Origin of the sequence: Pseudomonas moorei, assembly GCF_008801475.1 — a bacterium.
Classification (GTDB): Bacteria; Pseudomonadota; Gammaproteobacteria; order Pseudomonadales; family Pseudomonadaceae; genus Aquipseudomonas; species Aquipseudomonas moorei.
Genome location: NZ_VZPP01000003.1, coordinates 446,690 through 462,368 on the forward strand (window position 1 = coordinate 446,690; position 15,679 = coordinate 462,368).

General features: G+C 60.8%; 14 protein-coding genes. 8 read left to right on the forward strand and 6 right to left on the reverse strand.

Annotation, left to right across the window (positions count from 1 at the left end; genetic code table 11):
- Positions 1-92 precede the first annotated feature (92 nt).
- Positions 93-977 (reverse strand): LysR substrate-binding domain-containing protein, encoded by an 885-nt coding sequence (locus F7R06_RS07390; protein ID WP_090320742.1) that lies wholly within the window; start codon positions 975-977, stop codon positions 93-95.
- A 209-nt stretch (positions 978-1,186) separates the two neighbouring features.
- Between F7R06_RS07390 and F7R06_RS07395 the strand changes: the two genes are divergently transcribed.
- The gene (locus F7R06_RS07395) at positions 1,187-1,675 is read left to right on the forward strand and encodes a GFA family protein (RefSeq protein WP_090320739.1); all 489 of its coding nucleotides are present in this window, start codon (positions 1,187-1,189) and stop codon (positions 1,673-1,675) included.
- A 192-nt stretch (positions 1,676-1,867) separates the two neighbouring features.
- Here F7R06_RS07395 and F7R06_RS07400 read toward each other — a convergent pair whose 3' ends face one another.
- The gene (locus F7R06_RS07400) at positions 1,868-2,476 is read right to left on the reverse strand and encodes a MiaE family protein (RefSeq protein WP_090320736.1); all 609 of its coding nucleotides are present in this window, start codon (positions 2,474-2,476) and stop codon (positions 1,868-1,870) included.
- A gap of 159 nt (positions 2,477-2,635) precedes the next feature.
- On the opposite strand from F7R06_RS07400, the gene F7R06_RS07405 reads away from it, so the two are divergent.
- Complete coding sequence (locus F7R06_RS07405; RefSeq protein ID WP_090320733.1) at positions 2,636-3,499, forward strand: universal stress protein; 864 nt, start codon at positions 2,636-2,638, stop codon at positions 3,497-3,499.
- A 93-nt stretch (positions 3,500-3,592) separates the two neighbouring features.
- Here the strand turns inward: F7R06_RS07405 and F7R06_RS07410 are convergent, their stop codons facing one another.
- Positions 3,593-4,063 carry a DUF1289 domain-containing protein gene (locus F7R06_RS07410; protein WP_047528256.1) on the reverse strand — a complete coding sequence of 157 codons (471 nt, stop codon included), beginning with the start codon at positions 4,061-4,063 and terminating at the stop codon, positions 3,593-3,595.
- A 455-nt stretch (positions 4,064-4,518) separates the two neighbouring features.
- Between F7R06_RS07410 and acnB the strand changes: the two genes are divergently transcribed.
- Positions 4,519-7,119 (forward strand): bifunctional aconitate hydratase 2/2-methylisocitrate dehydratase, encoded by a 2,601-nt coding sequence (gene acnB / locus F7R06_RS07415; RefSeq protein ID WP_090320730.1) that lies wholly within the window; start codon positions 4,519-4,521, stop codon positions 7,117-7,119.
- Between the two features lie 84 nt (positions 7,120-7,203).
- On the opposite strand, the gene F7R06_RS07420 is transcribed toward acnB, so the two are convergent.
- Entirely contained in the window at positions 7,204-8,865 is a 1,662-nt protein-coding gene (locus F7R06_RS07420) for a SulP family inorganic anion transporter (RefSeq protein WP_090320727.1), read from the reverse strand.
- Positions 8,866-8,966: 101 nt separating this feature from the next.
- Entirely contained in the window at positions 8,967-10,247 is a 1,281-nt protein-coding gene (locus F7R06_RS07425; RefSeq protein ID WP_090320725.1) for a serine/threonine transporter, read from the reverse strand.
- Between the two features lie 269 nt (positions 10,248-10,516).
- On the opposite strand from F7R06_RS07425, the gene F7R06_RS07430 reads away from it, so the two are divergent.
- From F7R06_RS07430 to F7R06_RS07450, 5 genes are all read left to right on the forward strand, one after another.
- Positions 10,517-10,900 carry a tautomerase family protein gene (locus F7R06_RS07430; RefSeq protein ID WP_090320722.1) on the forward strand — a complete coding sequence of 128 codons (384 nt, stop codon included), beginning with the start codon at positions 10,517-10,519 and terminating at the stop codon, positions 10,898-10,900.
- A gap of 30 nt (positions 10,901-10,930) precedes the next feature.
- Entirely contained in the window at positions 10,931-11,536 is a 606-nt protein-coding gene (locus F7R06_RS07435; protein WP_090320719.1) for a TetR/AcrR family transcriptional regulator, read from the forward strand.
- Between the two features lie 152 nt (positions 11,537-11,688).
- Complete coding sequence (locus F7R06_RS07440) at positions 11,689-12,654, forward strand: 2-hydroxyacid dehydrogenase (RefSeq protein ID WP_090320716.1); 966 nt, start codon at positions 11,689-11,691, stop codon at positions 12,652-12,654.
- 143 nt (positions 12,655-12,797) lie between these two features.
- Positions 12,798-13,865 (forward strand): phosphotransferase family protein, encoded by a 1,068-nt coding sequence (locus F7R06_RS07445; protein WP_090320713.1) that lies wholly within the window; start codon positions 12,798-12,800, stop codon positions 13,863-13,865.
- Between the two features lie 137 nt (positions 13,866-14,002).
- Positions 14,003-14,770: an SDR family oxidoreductase gene (locus F7R06_RS07450; RefSeq protein ID WP_090320710.1), complete on the forward strand. Its 768-nt coding sequence runs from the start codon at positions 14,003-14,005 to the stop codon at positions 14,768-14,770.
- 566 nt (positions 14,771-15,336) lie between these two features.
- On the opposite strand, the gene F7R06_RS07455 is transcribed toward F7R06_RS07450, so the two are convergent.
- Positions 15,337-15,588 carry a DUF1652 domain-containing protein gene (locus F7R06_RS07455; protein WP_090320707.1) on the reverse strand — a complete coding sequence of 84 codons (252 nt, stop codon included), beginning with the start codon at positions 15,586-15,588 and terminating at the stop codon, positions 15,337-15,339.
- Positions 15,589-15,679: the final 91 nt, after the last annotated feature.

The window sequence follows — 15,679 nt, forward strand, 5'->3', positions numbered from 1 at the left end:
CTCATCAGCGGGGATTGGAATGACCACAGGCTAAGGTCGCTGGCGGCCTCCTCGCCAACGATGATTATTTCGGAACACTTGAATTGAACTCATCAATCGACCAGTTGATCGTTGAACCATTCCAGCATCTGCGCCACCGCCGGCCGCTCCAGGCGCACCCGTTCGCACACCAGGGCGTATTGGCCCAACGCCGTCATGCTGGAGGTAAAAGGCCGGACCAGACGACCGCTGAGCAAGTCTTCCTGGGCGGTCAGGTTATCGCCCATGGCCACGCCCTGCCCCTGGGCCGCGGCCTCCAGCGCCAGCCCGGCGTGGGCGAAATACAACTGCCGTTCGGGGCGCTGATCGCCGGCATGGCTGGTGAGCCAGGCGGTCCAGGTCTTGCCGTCCTGATCGTCGTGGAGCAGGCAGTGGCGTGCCAGATCCCTGGGGGCTTTCAGCGTGCCCTGGTTGAACAGACCGGGGCTGCACACCGGAAAAAACTGCAGCGCCGGCAATGGCCGGACGAAATACGCACTGCTGTCCACCGGGCCGGTGCCATAGGTGATCGCCAGGTCGATGTCTTCCCCCGGCGCCGTGGCGTCGATGGGTTGTTCGTAGAGGTGCAAGGTGATGTGCGGATAGCGCGCGTAGAAATCGGTGAGGCGGCTCATAAGCCACTTTTGCGCCAGTTCGGCGGTCACCGCCAGGCGCAACACCGCGAGGGACGACGGGTCGCGTAATTCATCGCAGGCATCGCCGATCAGTTCGAAGGCCTGCTGCAAACTTTGCATCAGCCGCCCCGCCGCCATCGTCGGACGAATCTGCCGACCTTCACGGACGAACAACGACACGCCCAGCTGTTCTTCCAACTGACGAATCTGATGGCTGACGGCGCTGTCGGTCACGCATAACTCTGCCGCCGCCCGGCCGAAATGGGCATGGCGCGCGGCGCATTCGAAGGTTCGCAGTGCTGCCAGGGAGGGTAGTCGTCGCATCGGGCCTGGTCCGGAATTGGAGGTGCCCATGCTGACTTGGCTGTCGGTAGCCGTCCAGTGGCACCGCGTTATCGTTCATCGCTGGCAAGCCAGCTCCCACAGGAGCCAGGCGCCCACAATCCTGTAGCTGGCTTGCCAGCGAAGGCGTCGGCACGCGCGCCACACATCTTCTAGGCTGAACGAACGAATTCAGTCCTCTGGAGAGCACCATGCAACTCGAAGGCTCCTGCCATTGCGGCGCGGTGTCATTCAGCCTGACCAGCGCCCACCCCTACCCCTATCAACGCTGCTATTGCTCGATCTGCCGCAAGACCCAGGGCGGTGGCGGCTACGCGATCAACCTGGGCGGCGATGCCGCCAGCCTGAAAGTACGCGGACGCAAGCACATCGCGATCTACCATGCGCGTCTCAAGGACGAGGGTGACAAGCGCGCCCACAGCAGCACCGCCGAGCGGCATTTCTGCTCGCTGTGCGGCTCGGGCTTGTGGTTGTTCAGCCCGGAATGGCCGGAGCTGATTCACCCGTTCGCCTCGGCCATCGACACCCCGCTACCGGTGCCGCCGGAGCACACGCACCTGATGCTCGGCTCGAAAGCATCGTGGGTGGAGGTCGAGGCGCATGGAAAGGATCAGCAATTCGATGTCTATCCCGAAGAGTCCATCGCCCAGTGGCATGAGCGTCTGGGCCTGAGCCGCTAGGCTGACAATCCTGCGCCAGCGCAATGCCCCTGTAGGAGCGAGCCTGCTCGCGATGGTCGCCAACGATGACGCGGACGTTCAGATTTAATGCGGCGTCTTTGAGTTCTTCGCGAGCAGGCTCGCGCCTACAGGGGGTGGTGTTTTGAAGGGCAAATGCCAGGCATAAACAATCCCCCCGGAGGGGAATGCTGTTCAGGCCGCGGCCGGCACACCACTGTGGAAGCGGAACTCCACATCCGGCGATTCGATCAATTCCTGCTCGGCGGCGCGGACCTTGTCGATAACCTGGGCGATATCCTTGGCATCTCCGTACTGATAGGCCAGCTTCAGGTACCCCTGGAAATGCCGGGCCTCACTTTTGAGCAGGCCGAAATAGAACTTGCCCAGTTCCTCGTCCAGATGGGGCACCAGCGCTTCGAAACGCTCGCAACTGCGGGCTTCGATGAACGCGCCGACCACCAGGGTATCCACCAGTTTCACCGGTTCATGACTGCGCACCACTTTGCGCAACCCAGAGGCGTAACGCCCGGCGGACAGCTGGCGCAGCTCGATCTTGCGTCTTTTCATCAGGCGCATGACCTGTTCGTGGTGCACCAGTTCTTCCCGGGCCAGGCGCGACATCATGTTGATCAGATCGACATGGGCGTGATACTTGGCTATCAGGCTGAGCGCCGTGCTGGCGGCCTTGAATTCGCAGTTTTTATGGTCGATCAGCAGGGTTTCCTGATCGGCCAGTGCGGCTTGAACCCAGCCATCGGGGGTGCGGCAGCCAAGGAATTCGTGAATTTCGGGAAGGATCATGGGGCCCACGGACAAAAGGTTCAAAACGAAGGGCGCCGATTATACCGGCCTGCCCGAAGACCACCAGTCGCTACCGTTGATATGCATCAAGTCCCGAGTGGGCGGCCAGCAACTATAGTTGTTCCACGCCATCAACTTTACGTTCCGGAGATCCCGATCATGCAAGCCATTCGCAGCATTCTGGTGGTTCTCGAACCCGAGCACTCGGAAAGCCTGGCGCTCAAGCGAGCCAAGCTGATTGCCGGCGTGACCCAGGCCCATTTGCACCTGTTGGTCTGCGACCGCAAGCACGACCACAGCGCCATGCTCGGCGTACTCAAGGCTGCCCTGGTGGCGGATGGCTATAGCGTCACCACCGAACAGGCCTGGGAAGGCAGCCTGCATGAAACCATCGTCATGGTGCAGCAAGCCGAAGGCTGCGGGCTGGTGATCAAGCAACACTACCCCGACGGCGCGCTGAAAAAGGCCCTGCTGACCCCGGAAGACTGGAAAGTGTTGCGCACCTGCCCGACCCCGGTACTGCTGGTGAAAACCTCAGGTTCCTGGAAGGACAAAGTGATTCTGGCAGCCGTCGATGTCGGTAACATCGACAGTGAACACCGCCATCTGCACAACACCATCATCGATTACGGTTATGACATCGCCAGCCTGGCCAAAGCGCACTTGCATGTCATCAGCGCCCATCCGTCGCCCATGCTGTCGGCGGCCGACCCGACCTTCCAGCTCAGCGAAACCATCGAGGCGCGCTATCGCGAACAGTGCAAGGCGTTCCAGGCCGAATTCGACGTCGACGATGAGCACCTGCACATCGCCGAAGGCCCGGCGGACGTGCTGATTCCGTTCATGGTGCACAAGCTGGAGGCGGCGGTAACGGTGATCGGCACCGTGGCGCGCAGCGGGATTTCAGGGACGCTGATCGGCAATACGGCGGAAGTGGTGCTCGATGCGGTGGAGAGCGACGTGCTGGTGCTCAAGCCGCAGGAAGTCGAGGATCACCTGGATGAAATCGCGAGCAAGCATTAAGCCCTGCTCTGCCTGGTAGATGGCCATCGCGGGCAAGCCCGCTCCCACAGGTTCTTCGTCGACCTTGTGGGAGCGGACTTGCCCGCGATGCTCCTAGCCGCCAAACGCATCATTCAGAAACCCCGGCGCGATGTAGCGCTGGTAATGCGCTTCTGACAGCAAAAAGAATTCCCGATCAATGGCGTCCCGCAACTCCGGCAGGTTCCAGTCGCGAAACTCCGGCAGCAGCACCATGCCGTAGGCTTCCAGGTTGTTGATCACCCGCGCGCCCCGCGCAATCAGTTGATACGCCCAGCAATATTCCGACTGATGCGGCACAAAGCGGATCTTGCGTTGCTCCAGCTGCATCCTGAGCAGCGCCGGATCGAAAATTTCCACCTTGGCCGCCATCACCTGGGACAACAACTGCTCAAGACGCAGCCATACCGCGCGCTTTTCTTCTTCGTTGTAGCCGTTCCAGTGAATCACTTCGTGATGGAAACGCTTGCAGCCACGGCACACCAGATCACCGTAAACAGTGGAGCAGAGGCCGACGCAAGGGGTCTTGATGGTCTGATTGGGCATAGGGGAAAACGCGAAAAAGCAAAACAGGCCGGCATGTTAGCCCTTTGTCCGCCATTGATCACCCCTCAACATTCAGCGCCACCGGTGTGTCGACAGGCCGGGAACCCTGCACCACCAAAGTCCAATAGCACCCGACTTACCTTTAATTTTTTTTTGCCGTAGAATCAGCCAGCCTTTTTAGGCGCCAATGTCCGTTAGAAGCTGTTTTCAAAGCGTCACGAGCACAGTCGTTCCTTCAGAGCGGTGTTGGCGAAGGGTTTTTCCAGCGGGGAAAAATCCGGCGCCAACCCTCATCAGCTCCCGTTCTGCAGGCGTAAAACTTTGAAAGCAGCTTCTGTAAGGAATTGTCGGTAATTCTGGCTAAGTGGCCCACAACGCCATGCAGCGCATGAGTACGGCGATTCCTGGATGAGCGTCCCGGACACCCATTTGGGACCACTGATGAGGGTAATACTGTGCTTGAAGCCTACCGCAAACATATCGAAGAGCGCGCAGCACTGGGTATCGTTCCCCAGCCGCTAAACGCCGAACAAACTGCAGGCCTGGTCGAGCTGCTGAAAAATCCCCCGGCTGGCGAAGAAGCTTTCCTCGTTGACCTGATCACCAATCGCGTTCCACCTGGAGTGGACGAAGCAGCCTATGTCAAGGCCGGCTTCCTGTCCGCAATCGCCAAAGGCGAAGCCAAATCCCCTCTGATCGACAAAAAACGCGCTGTTGAACTGCTCGGCACCATGCAGGGCGGCTACAACATCGTGACCCTGGTCAACCTGCTGGACGACGCCGAACTGGCTCCAGTAGCGGCCGAAGAACTCAAGCACACCCTGCTGATGTTCGATGCCTTCCACGACGTCGCTGAAAAAGCCAAGAACGGTAACGTTCACGCCAAGGGCGTGCTGCAGTCCTGGGCTGACGCCGAATGGTTCGTGAAGCGTCCGGTGCTGGCCGACAAGATCAGCCTGCGCGTGTTCAAGGTCACCGGCGAGACCAACACCGACGACCTGTCCCCTGCTCCTGATGCCTGGTCCCGTCCAGACATCCCGCTGCACGCCCTGGCCATGCTGAAAATGGCTCGCGACGGCATCGTGCCTGACGCACAAGGCGTCACCGGCCCGATGAAGCAGATCGAAGAAATGCGCAATGCCGGCTTCCCGATCGCCTACGTCGGCGACGTGGTCGGTACCGGTTCTTCGCGTAAATCGGCAACCAACTCCGTACTGTGGTTCTTCGGCGACGACGTTCCTTACGTGCCGAACAAGCGTGCCGGCGGTTTCTGCTTCGGCAGCAAGATCGCTCCGATCTTCTACAACACCATGGAAGATGCTGGCGCACTGCCAATCGAATTCGACGTTTCCAACATGCACATGGGCGACGTGATCGACCTGTACCCGCATGCTGGCAAAGTCTGCAAGCACGGCACCGACGAAGTCCTGACCACCTTCGAAATGAAGACTCCGGTCCTGCTGGACGAAGTTCGCGCCGGCGGCCGTATCCCGCTGATCATCGGCCGTGGCCTGACCGAGAAGGCTCGCGCCGAGCTGGGTCTGCCACCTTCGACCCTGTTCAAGAAGCCTGAAGCACCGGCTGAAAGCACCAAGGGTTTCACCCTGGCGCAGAAAATGGTCGGCAAGGCGTGCGGCGTGACTGGCATTCGTCCAGGCACCTACTGCGAACCGAAAATGACCACCGTGGGTTCCCAGGACACCACCGGTCCAATGACCCGTGACGAGCTGAAAGACCTGGCGTGCCTGGGCTTCTCGACCGATCTGGTGATGCAGTCCTTCTGCCACACCGCGGCTTACCCCAAGCCGATCGACGTGACCACCCACCACACCCTGCCTGACTTCATCATGACCCGTGGCGGCGTGTCCCTGCGTCCGGGCGACGGCATCATCCACTCGTGGCTGAACCGCATGCTGCTGCCAGACACCGTCGGTACCGGTGGTGACTCGCACACCCGTTTCCCGATCGGCATCTCGTTCCCGGCCGGTTCCGGCCTGGTGGCATTCGCCGCCGCCACCGGCGTCATGCCGCTGGACATGCCTGAGTCGATCCTGGTTCGCTTCAAGGGCGAACTGCAGCCAGGCGTCACCCTGCGTGACCTGGTTCACGCCATTCCTTACTACGCGATCCAGAAAGGCCTGCTGACCGTAGAGAAGAAAGGCAAGAAAAACGCCTTCTCCGGCCGCATCCTGGAGATCGAAGGTCTGGAAAAACTGACCGTCGAGCAAGCGTTCGAACTGTCCGACGCCTCGGCCGAACGTTCGGCTGCCGGTTGCACCATCAAGCTGTCCAAAGAGTCGATCGCTGAATACCTGCAGTCGAACATCACCCTGCTGCGCTGGATGATCGGCGAAGGCTACGGCGATGCGCGTACCCTGGAGCGTCGTGCTCAAGCGATGGAAGCCTGGCTGGCCAACCCTGAGCTGCTGGAAGCGGACAAAGACGCTGAGTACGCCGAAGTCATCGAGATCGACCTGGCCGACGTCAAGGAGCCTGTGCTCTGCGCGCCGAACGACCCGGACGACGCTCGCCTGCTCTCCAGCGTTGCTGGCGAGAAGATCGACGAAGTGTTCATCGGTTCGTGCATGACCAACATCGGTCACTTCCGCGCGGCCGGCAAGTTGCTGGAACAGGTCAAGGGTCAGCTGCCTACCCGTCTGTGGCTGTCGCCGCCGACCAAGATGGACGCTCACCAACTGACCGAAGAAGGCTACTACGGCATCTACGGCAAGGCTGGCGCGCGCATGGAAATGCCGGGCTGCTCGCTGTGCATGGGTAACCAGGCACGTGTAGAGCCGAACTCGACTGTCGTGTCGACTTCGACCCGTAACTTCCCGAACCGTCTGGGTGACGGCGCGAACGTCTACCTGGCTTCGGCCGAGCTGGCGTCGGTGGCTTCCATCCTGGGTCGCCTGCCGACTGTCGAGGAGTACATGGAATACGCTGGCAAGATCGACAGCATGGCGGCTGATGTCTACCGCTACCTGTCCTTCGACCAGATCGCCGAGTTCCGCGAAGCGGCTGCGAACGCCAACATCCCGGTCGTTCAAGCCTAACGCTGCAAGGCAATGAAAAACGCCGCCCATCGTGAGATGAGCGGCGTTTTTTTATGCCTGTTGGTTCAACCTCGCCACCCTCCATCATTCAGGTCCCGCGGAGTACTTGAGGGCCTGTTGCACCGCACCATCCACACTCAACCCACTCAGCGTCACGCCGTTAGCCTGGACTTCGGGCAATACCGCCAACGCACCTTGCGCCTCGTCCTTAAGACGAGCCAGGACCAGCTTCTTGCCTTCGTTATGCACCCGTACAAAAAACTCCTGCAGCGCCTCGATGCTGGTGCCATCCAGGTTCGGTGACTCCTCCAGGCTGAGGATCGCGGTATGGAGCGGAGCAGGTGAATGCCGGATCAAGTGCAAGGCGGCACCGAGAATCCGTTCGACATTGGCAAAGAACAACGCTTCGCCCGGTCGCAGGATCAGGACGCCCGGCTCTATTTTCGCCGCCGGATGACGTTGCACATCGACAAAGTCGTGCCCGTCGTCGATCCGGCCAAGAATCTGGATATCGGCCGCCGACATTTGCTTGAGCATCAGCAGCACGCTGATCGCCACGGACACCAGCAAGCCATCCAGCACCCCCAGCACCAGCACCGCACCCACTGCGCACATCACCAGCACGCGGTCACGCCGCCAGATGAAATATCGCCCCAGCGGCTGCAGGCTCAACCCGCGCGCCAAGGCATGGATGACGATGGCGGCGAGGATCGGTTCCGGGGTCAGCGCGATATACGGCAGTACCGTCATGACAATCAGCAGCACCACCAGCGCCGCCACGCCACCGGCCAGCCGTGAAGTGGCGCCCGCCGCCTCGTTGGCCGATGTCGCCGAGTACCCCGCCCCCGCCGGCATGCCATGGAACAGGCCGGAGAGCAGGTTGGAGGCCCCGAGGGCCAGCAGGTCGCGGTTCGATTTCACCCGGTCACCGTGCTTGAGCGCGTAGGCGCTGATCGAGCCGTAGGATTCCGCGTACAGGATCATCACCATGGCAAACGCCACTTCGCCCAAACGCAGCCAATCGGCAAACGGCAACACCGGCAGGTTCGGCACTTCCAGGCTCAGGTTGATGAGTCCGATCATCTTCACGCCATACGCCGACAGGTTCAGCCACTGGCCGGCCGCGATGCCGATCACCACCACGAGCAAGCCGCCGGGTACCCGTGGAAACCGCGAAAACAATAACAACAACACCAGCGCCACCGCCGCCACACCGGCCGCCGGCCAGTTCCATTGCGGCAACTGTTCGAACAATTGCGGCGCGAAACGCACCAGGTTGGCGTCGATCAATTGCACACCGACCACACTGGCGACCTGCTTGAGAATGATGGTCAGCGCCAGGCCAAAGGCAAACCCGCGCAACACCGGTTTGGCAATAAAGGAAGTGACGCTGCCAAAACGAAAGATCCCGGCCAGCAGAAACAGCCCGCCGGTAACCAGCACCAGCCCGACCGCCAGGGTCGAACGCAGCTGCGGGTCGCCGTTGGCCATGGTCGCGGTCGCCGCCGCCAGCACCGCCGCCGCCGATGACGTGGCCGAGACAATGGCAAACCGGCTGGTGCCGAACAGCCCGTAACAGAGCAAACCGGCAAACAGCGCAATGACCCCGGCCTGCGGCGCCAATGCGGCGATGCTCGAATAGGCGACCGCTTCGGGCAACAACAGCCCGGCAATCGACAGCCCGGCGAGCACATCCTGCCAGCGATGGGGCTGTTCGCTGGGGTTGGGGGTTGACGCGCTTGACAATCCGGTGCCTCCGTTCGACAGGCAAAAAAAAACCGCTGCGCGTATCACGCGCAGCGGCCACTGTAACTGTCAATCAGGTACTGCGCGAGCAGGCCCGGCGCTCAAGCCGTCAGCGAGTAGATCAAAGCCGTAATCGCCACCAGCCCCACCGCCACCACAAATACGTTGGACGCCTGGCCGCGATAGCGCGCCATGGCCGGCACCTTGCGGATTGCGTACATCGGCATCAGGAACAGGATTGCCGCGATGACCGGGCCACCGAGGGTTTCGATCATGCCGAGGATGCTCGGGTTGAGGGTGGCGACGATCCAGCACACCACCAGCATGAACGCCGCGACGATGCGGTCCAGCGCCTTGGCGCCCGGGCGTTTGCCGCTCTTGACGATCAGGCCTTTCAAGCCTTCGCTGGCGCCGATGTAGTGGCCCAGAAACGACTTGGAAATGGCCACGAAGGCAATTAACGGTGCCGCAAAGGCGATGGTCGGATTGCTGAAGTGGTTGGCCAGGTACGACAGGATCGACAGGTTCTGCGCCTTGGCCTCGGCCAGTTGTGCCGGGGACAGGGTCAGCACGCAGCTGAAGACGAAGAACAGCACCATCACCACCATCAAGGCGTGGGCGCGCGACAGGATCTGCGAGCTGCGCTCTTCGGCGTGTTCACCGTAACGACGCTTCTGATCGACCGCGAACGCCGAGATGATCGGCGAGTGGTTGAACGAAAACACCATCACCGGAATCGCCAGCCACAGGGTGTGCAGCAACGCCGACGGCGCAGGCAGGGTGCTGGCCGTGGTCAGGATGCCGCCGTTCCAGTGTGGAATCAGGAACACCGCCAAAAACAGCAAGGCGACGATGAACGGATACACCATCAGGCTCATGGCCTTGACGATCATCTGCTCGCCACAGCGCACAACCGCCAGCAGGCCGAGGATCAGCACCAGCGACAGCACCGCGCGCGGTGGCGGCATGATGTGCAGTTGATGCTCCAGGAAGCTGCCTACGGTGTTGGTCAGCGCCACGCTGTAGATCAGCAGGATCGGGAAAATCGCGAAGAAGTACAGCAGGGTGATCAACGCGCCGGCCTTGATGCCGAAATGCTGCTCTACCACCTCGGTGATGTCCGCGCCTTCACGGCCGGACAGCACGAAACGGGTCAGGCCACGGTGCGCATAGAAAGTCATCGGGAATGCCAGCAGTGCCAGCACCAGCAACGGCCAGAAGCCGCCCAGGCCCGCGTTGATCGGTAAAAACAGGGTACCTGCACCAATCGCCGTGCCAAACAGGCCAAGCATCCAGGTGGTGTCTTGGCGATTCCAGCTCGAAAGGGTCGCTGGTGTCGCGTCTACATAGCGTTCGTTAACGCTATTGGCCTGATCATTCATCCGGTGGGATCTCCACATTCCGGTCACTTGCCACCCGGTCAGAACGCGTCGGAGTACCCGACAGGCAGCGCCCTGGCCGAAACAGGGGCGCGATTGTCCGGGATTAGTGAACAGAAGCAAAGACTTAGGTGATGGACGATGGTGCCAGGTGACTGAAATCGAACAACCTATTGGACCCACAGGGTTTGTGCCAAAGCACAATCCCCGCTTGATAAAGGTCCGACATCATGTATTTTTGATCAAACCTGTCTCTCTTTCGGAGTCTTCCCATGCCACTGGTTCGCATCGAGATCAAAAAGCAACAGGACCCTACCTACGCCAAACGTATCGGCCAACTGATCTACGCCGCCATGCGCAGCAGCATTGGCGTGCCGGAGGACGATAACTTCCAGATCCTCGCCGAACACGACGAACAGCACTTCATCTTTGATCCCGGATACCTGGGCATCCCGCGCAGCGACAAGCTGGTCATCATTCAGATCACCCTGAGCGAAGGCCGCACCGTCGAGCAGAAAAAACTGCTCTACAAAACCATCGCCGAGAGCCTGAACGCGGAACTGGCGGTGCGTCTGGAAGACGTTTTCATTAATCTGGTGGAAGTGAAGAAAGAGAATTGGTCGTTTGGCAACGGCGTTGCCCAGTACGCCCTCTGATTTTTGCAATTTAATCTCTGTGAGTCCCCCATGCCCCGAGTCTCCCGCAAGCAAGCCGACCTGAACCGCGAAATCATCGTCGAGGCGGCCACGCGGCTGTTTCGCGAGCGCGGCCTGCACGGGATCAGCGTCGTCGATGTGATGGGCGCGGCGGGGCTGACCCATGGCGGGTTCTATGGTCATTTTGAATCGAAGGAGGCGCTGGCCGTTGAGGCCAGTGGCCGGGCTTTCGAACAAGCCGCCGGCCGCTGGCGGGAGTGGATTGTGGCGGCCGAGGACCACGCCGCCGCACGCCGCGCCTTGATCGAGCCCTACCTGTCGACCGCCAGCCGCGACAACCCGGGGGACAGCTGCCCGGTGGTGGCGTTTGCCGGCGACATGTGCCACGAGTCCACCGACAGCGCCTTGCGCGAGACCTTCATCGGCGGTTTGAACCGGTTGTTCGATACCCTGGCCAACCTGATGGACTCAAGCGACGCGGCGAGCAACCGCCAACAGGCGCTGGTGCAGTATTCGCTGATGGTCGGTGCCTTGACGCTGGCCCGCGCCACCCGTGGCGACGCCCTGTCGGATGAAATACTGGAGGCGGCCAAGGGCTTTCTCGGCGCGGCGCCTGCATCCCCTGCACCACGCTGAATGCTGCTACCCCATAGAAAACCCTCGCTTGCCGCGCCAGCTCCTACACTGAGTGACGCGGCACCGATGTTGCTTGTTGCCAGGACGTCCGGCAACCAGCCATCTCAACCGATGTTCGAGCCCGATATTCCGATGCCCACAGGGAGCCAAGCATGCCTGCAACCGTTCTGGTACTGGTCGAAACCATCAATGATTATCTGCCCATCCTCGAACATCAGGGCTTTCACCTGATATTGGCGCCTACGCCTGCCGAACGCGCCGAGGCCATCACCCGGCACAGCGGCCAGATCAATGCGGTCCTGACCCGCGGCCCCTTAGGCTTGTATGCCGATGAAATCGCCGCCCTGCCCAATCTGAAGATCATTTGCGTGATCGGCGCCGGTTATGAGCACGTCGACCTGCAAGCGGCGGCCGACCGCGGCATCACCGTCACCAATGGCGCCGGGGTCAACGCCTCTTCAGTGGCGGACCATGCCATGGCCTTGCTGCTGTCACTGGTGCGCGACATCCCGCGCTGCGACGCCGCCGTGCGTCGGGGCGAGTGGCCGAAAATCATGCGCCCTTCCCTGGCCGGCAAGCGCCTGGGCATCCTCGGCCTCGGCGCCGTCGGCATGGCCATCGCCAAACGCGCCGCCAACGGCTTCGACATGAGCGTGAGCTACCACAACCGGCAACATCGCAGCGACGTGACCTACAACTTCTGCTCCACCCCCACCGAATTGGCGCGCGCCTCGGACTTTTTGATCATCGCCACCCCCGGAGGCCTGACCACCAAACACCTGATCAACCGCCAGGTGCTCGACGCCCTTGGCCCCAAGGGTTTCATCGTCAACATTGCCCGGGCCAGCGTGGTAGTCACCACCGACCTGATCAGTGCCCTGGAACAACGCCGCATCGCCGGTGCCGCACTGGATGTCTTCGATGCCGAGCCTCAAGTGCCGGATGCACTCAAGTCGCTGACCAATGTGGTGCTGACCCCGCACGTCGCCGGATTGTCACCGGAAGCGACCCAGGGCACCGTCGAACTGGTGGGCCGCAACCTCGTGGCGTTCTTTTCCGGGCAACCGGTGCTCACCCCGGTTGAACTGCCGAGCCGCCTCAGCAATGCGGTCCTGTAGGACAATTCAAACAGGTGTATCAAACTCAATGATTGCCCGGCAACACGCTCACCAATAAGGGCGGTTCGTGGTTGTGGGGGCCGGGTGAGCGCATTAGATTAGCCAATAGTTTCAGGCCTCCAGAATAAGCAGAAGGGATAAGCATGGCGCTTACTGACCAGTCCACTCGTATCCGCACCGGCGAAGAACTCGATGCCAGCCTGATCGATCCGTACCTCAAGGCGCACATTCCGGGCCTCAGCGGCTTGCCGCAGATCAGCCAGTTCCCTGGCGGTGCCTCGAACCTCACCTACCTGCTGGAATACCCCGAACAGGAATTCGTCCTGCGTCGCCCGCCCTTCGGCCACAAAGCCAAGTCCGCCCATGACATGGGTCGCGAGTTTCGCATTCTCAACCAGCTTCGCGAGGGTTTTCCCTACTGCCCCAAGGCTTACGTGCACTGCACCGATGAATCGGTGATCGGTGCCGAGTTCTATGTGATGGAACGGGTCAAGGGGATCATCCTGCGCTCCGAGCTGCCGCCGGAGCTGGGCCTGGATTCGGCGAAAACCGAAGCCTTGTGCAAGAGTTTCATCGACAAGTTCGTCGAACTGCACCGGGTCGACTACAACGCTTACGGCCTGGGCGATCTTGGCAAGCCCGAAGGTTACGTGGCCCGCCAGATCAAAGGCTGGAGCGACCGCTACGAGAAAGCCCTGACGCCCGACGCGCCCCAATGGGAAGCGGTCAAAGCCTGGCTCAACGACAAGATGCCGGCCGATCACCCGACATCCAGCATCGTCCACAACGACTACCGTTTCGACAACGTCATCCTCGACCCGAACAACCCGATGCAGATCATCGGTGTGCTCGACTGGGAACTGACCACCCTCGGCGACCCGTTGATGGACCTGGGCAATACCCTCGCCTACTGGATCGAAGCCGGTGACCCGGCGCCGGTGCAACTGATGCGTCGCCAGCCAAGCCACGCGCCCGGCATGCTGACCCGCCGGGAGTTCGTCGATTACTACGCCGAGCGCTCAGGCATCCAGATCGACAACTTCGATTTCTACTACACCTACGGCCTGTTCCGCCTGGCCGGCATCGTGCAGCAGATCTACTACCGCTTCTACCACGGCCAGACCCAGGACAAACGCTTCGCGCAGTTCATTCACATGAACAAACTGCTGGAGCAGATGAGCCTGCAGGTCATCCAGAAATCCAGCCTGTGACCTTACGCGATCCCTGTCGGAGCGAGCCTGCTCGCGAAGATCGTGAACGATAACGCGCAGTGACTGGCCTCAACTGAACAGCATTGGCTGCAACCCGGCATTTGACTCGATAACAAGATTTTTTATAGGGGAATCCCATGTCCAAGACCCAGTTGTTCGACCTCGATGGCAAGATTGCTTTCGTTTCCGGCGCCAGCCGTGGCATCGGTGAGGCCATCGCCAAGCTGCTGGCGCAGCAAGGCGCCCATGTGATCGTTTCGAGCCGCAAACTCGAGGGCTGCCAGCACGTGGCCGACGCGATCATCGCCGCAGGCGGCAAGGCCACCGCCATCGCCTGCCACATCGGTGAAATGGAGCAGATCAGCCAGGTCTTCGCCGCCATCAAGGAGCAATTCGGGCGCCTGGACATTCTGGTCAACAACGCGGCGACCAACCCGCAGTTCTGCAACGTGCTGGACACCGACCTCAGCGCCTTCCAGAAAACCGTCGACGTGAACATTCGCGGCTACTTCTTCATGTCGGTGGAAGCCGGCAAGCTGATGCGTGAAAACGGCGGCGGCAGCATCATCAACGTTGCCTCGATCAACGGCGTCTCGCCGGGGATCTTCCAGGGCATCTACTCGGTGACCAAGGCTGCCGTGATCAACATGACCAAAGTGTTCGCCAAGGAATGTGCGCAGTTCGGTATCCGCTGCAACGCCCTGCTGCCGGGCCTGACCGACACCAAGTTCGCTTCGGCGCTGGTGAAGAACGAGGCCATCCTCAATACCGCCCTGGCACAGATTCCGCTCAAGCGCGTGGCCGACCCGAGCGAAATGGCCGGCGCCGTGCTTTATCTGGCGAGCGATGCGTCGAGCTACACCACCGGTATTTCTCTGAACGTGGACGGCGGTTTCCTGTCCTGATCCCGCAGTTCTTGGAACTCATGCCACTGTAGGAGCGAGCCTGCTCGCGATGGACGTTAACGATAACGTGTGCTTACTGATTAAAACGCGGCGTTTTCAAGTCCATCGTCGGAGCTCCGCCCGGAGCAAGCTCGCTCCTACAAATGTCGGGCGTTCAGCTAACAGATCGGCAGTCCTTGGGACTGCCTTTTTTATGCCCGCGTTACTGCGTCACGCAACGGGTAGTCGTCGTCACCCGAGTCACCTCGCCTTCGGCCCTCGCATCGCCCATGACATCGGTTTTATCCAGGGTCTGGCAGGTGCGTTCAGGGGGTGGAGGCGGTGCGGCGGGAGGTGGAGGTGGCGGACTGGCACAGCCGCCGAGAATGATGGCGCAAAGTACGAGCGACATTGGAGCAAAAACGCGTTTCCCAAGACTGTTCATAGGATGACCCGCGAGAAAGGATGTACACATGGGTGTGACAACAAAACACCGCCCTAAAGTTCACGGGGCAGGTGCAGAAATATCACTTTTATACATTTTCATCGCGTAATCAGTCGTTCAGGCAGGGGAAACCTGGCAATTCCTACACCACCGGGTCGGGGCGCTGCAGGCTGTTGCTCTCCAGTTCATAACGCAACTCTTCAATGAGCGCCGCGATCGATTCGGGCGTTTGCAGCCTCGTCATGTTCAAACCGCTGACCACCAGATCAACTTGTCCGGTCACCGGGTGATAGAGCTTGATGGTCAACGAATGATCGCCTGTGACTGCGCACTCGCAGGCCAAGGGTGAAAAGGCCCACTCAAGCTGCGTGCGCAATTGCGCCAGGTAAATCATTGCGATGGCCCTCGGCGGCAAGCGACTGTGCAGGTAAAACGTTCGGGGTGCATGGCTGATCCTTTAGCGACTTCGGGGCGTGCGAATGATC

What these genes read in the sequence shown, in the direction of transcription:
- F7R06_RS07390 (WP_090320742.1), bottom strand. Translation starts at nt 977, where the DNA reads ATGCGACGACTACCCTCCCTGGCAGCACTGCGAACCTTCGAATGCGCC.
- F7R06_RS07395 (WP_090320739.1), top strand. Translation starts at nt 1,187, where the DNA reads ATGCAACTCGAAGGCTCCTGCCATTGCGGCGCGGTGTCATTCAGCCTG.
- F7R06_RS07400 (WP_090320736.1), bottom strand. Translation starts at nt 2,476, where the DNA reads ATGATCCTTCCCGAAATTCACGAATTCCTTGGCTGCCGCACCCCCGAT.
- F7R06_RS07405 (WP_090320733.1), top strand. Translation starts at nt 2,636, where the DNA reads ATGCAAGCCATTCGCAGCATTCTGGTGGTTCTCGAACCCGAGCACTCG.
- F7R06_RS07410 (WP_047528256.1), bottom strand. Translation starts at nt 4,063, where the DNA reads ATGCCCAATCAGACCATCAAGACCCCTTGCGTCGGCCTCTGCTCCACT.
- F7R06_RS07425 (WP_090320725.1), bottom strand. Translation starts at nt 10,247, where the DNA reads ATGAATGATCAGGCCAATAGCGTTAACGAACGCTATGTAGACGCGACA.
- F7R06_RS07430 (WP_090320722.1), top strand. Translation starts at nt 10,517, where the DNA reads ATGCCACTGGTTCGCATCGAGATCAAAAAGCAACAGGACCCTACCTAC.
- F7R06_RS07435 (WP_090320719.1), top strand. Translation starts at nt 10,931, where the DNA reads ATGCCCCGAGTCTCCCGCAAGCAAGCCGACCTGAACCGCGAAATCATC.
- F7R06_RS07440 (WP_090320716.1), top strand. Translation starts at nt 11,689, where the DNA reads ATGCCTGCAACCGTTCTGGTACTGGTCGAAACCATCAATGATTATCTG.
- F7R06_RS07445 (WP_090320713.1), top strand. Translation starts at nt 12,798, where the DNA reads ATGGCGCTTACTGACCAGTCCACTCGTATCCGCACCGGCGAAGAACTC.
- F7R06_RS07450 (WP_090320710.1), top strand. Translation starts at nt 14,003, where the DNA reads ATGTCCAAGACCCAGTTGTTCGACCTCGATGGCAAGATTGCTTTCGTT.
- F7R06_RS07455 (WP_090320707.1), bottom strand. Translation starts at nt 15,588, where the DNA reads ATGATTTACCTGGCGCAATTGCGCACGCAGCTTGAGTGGGCCTTTTCA.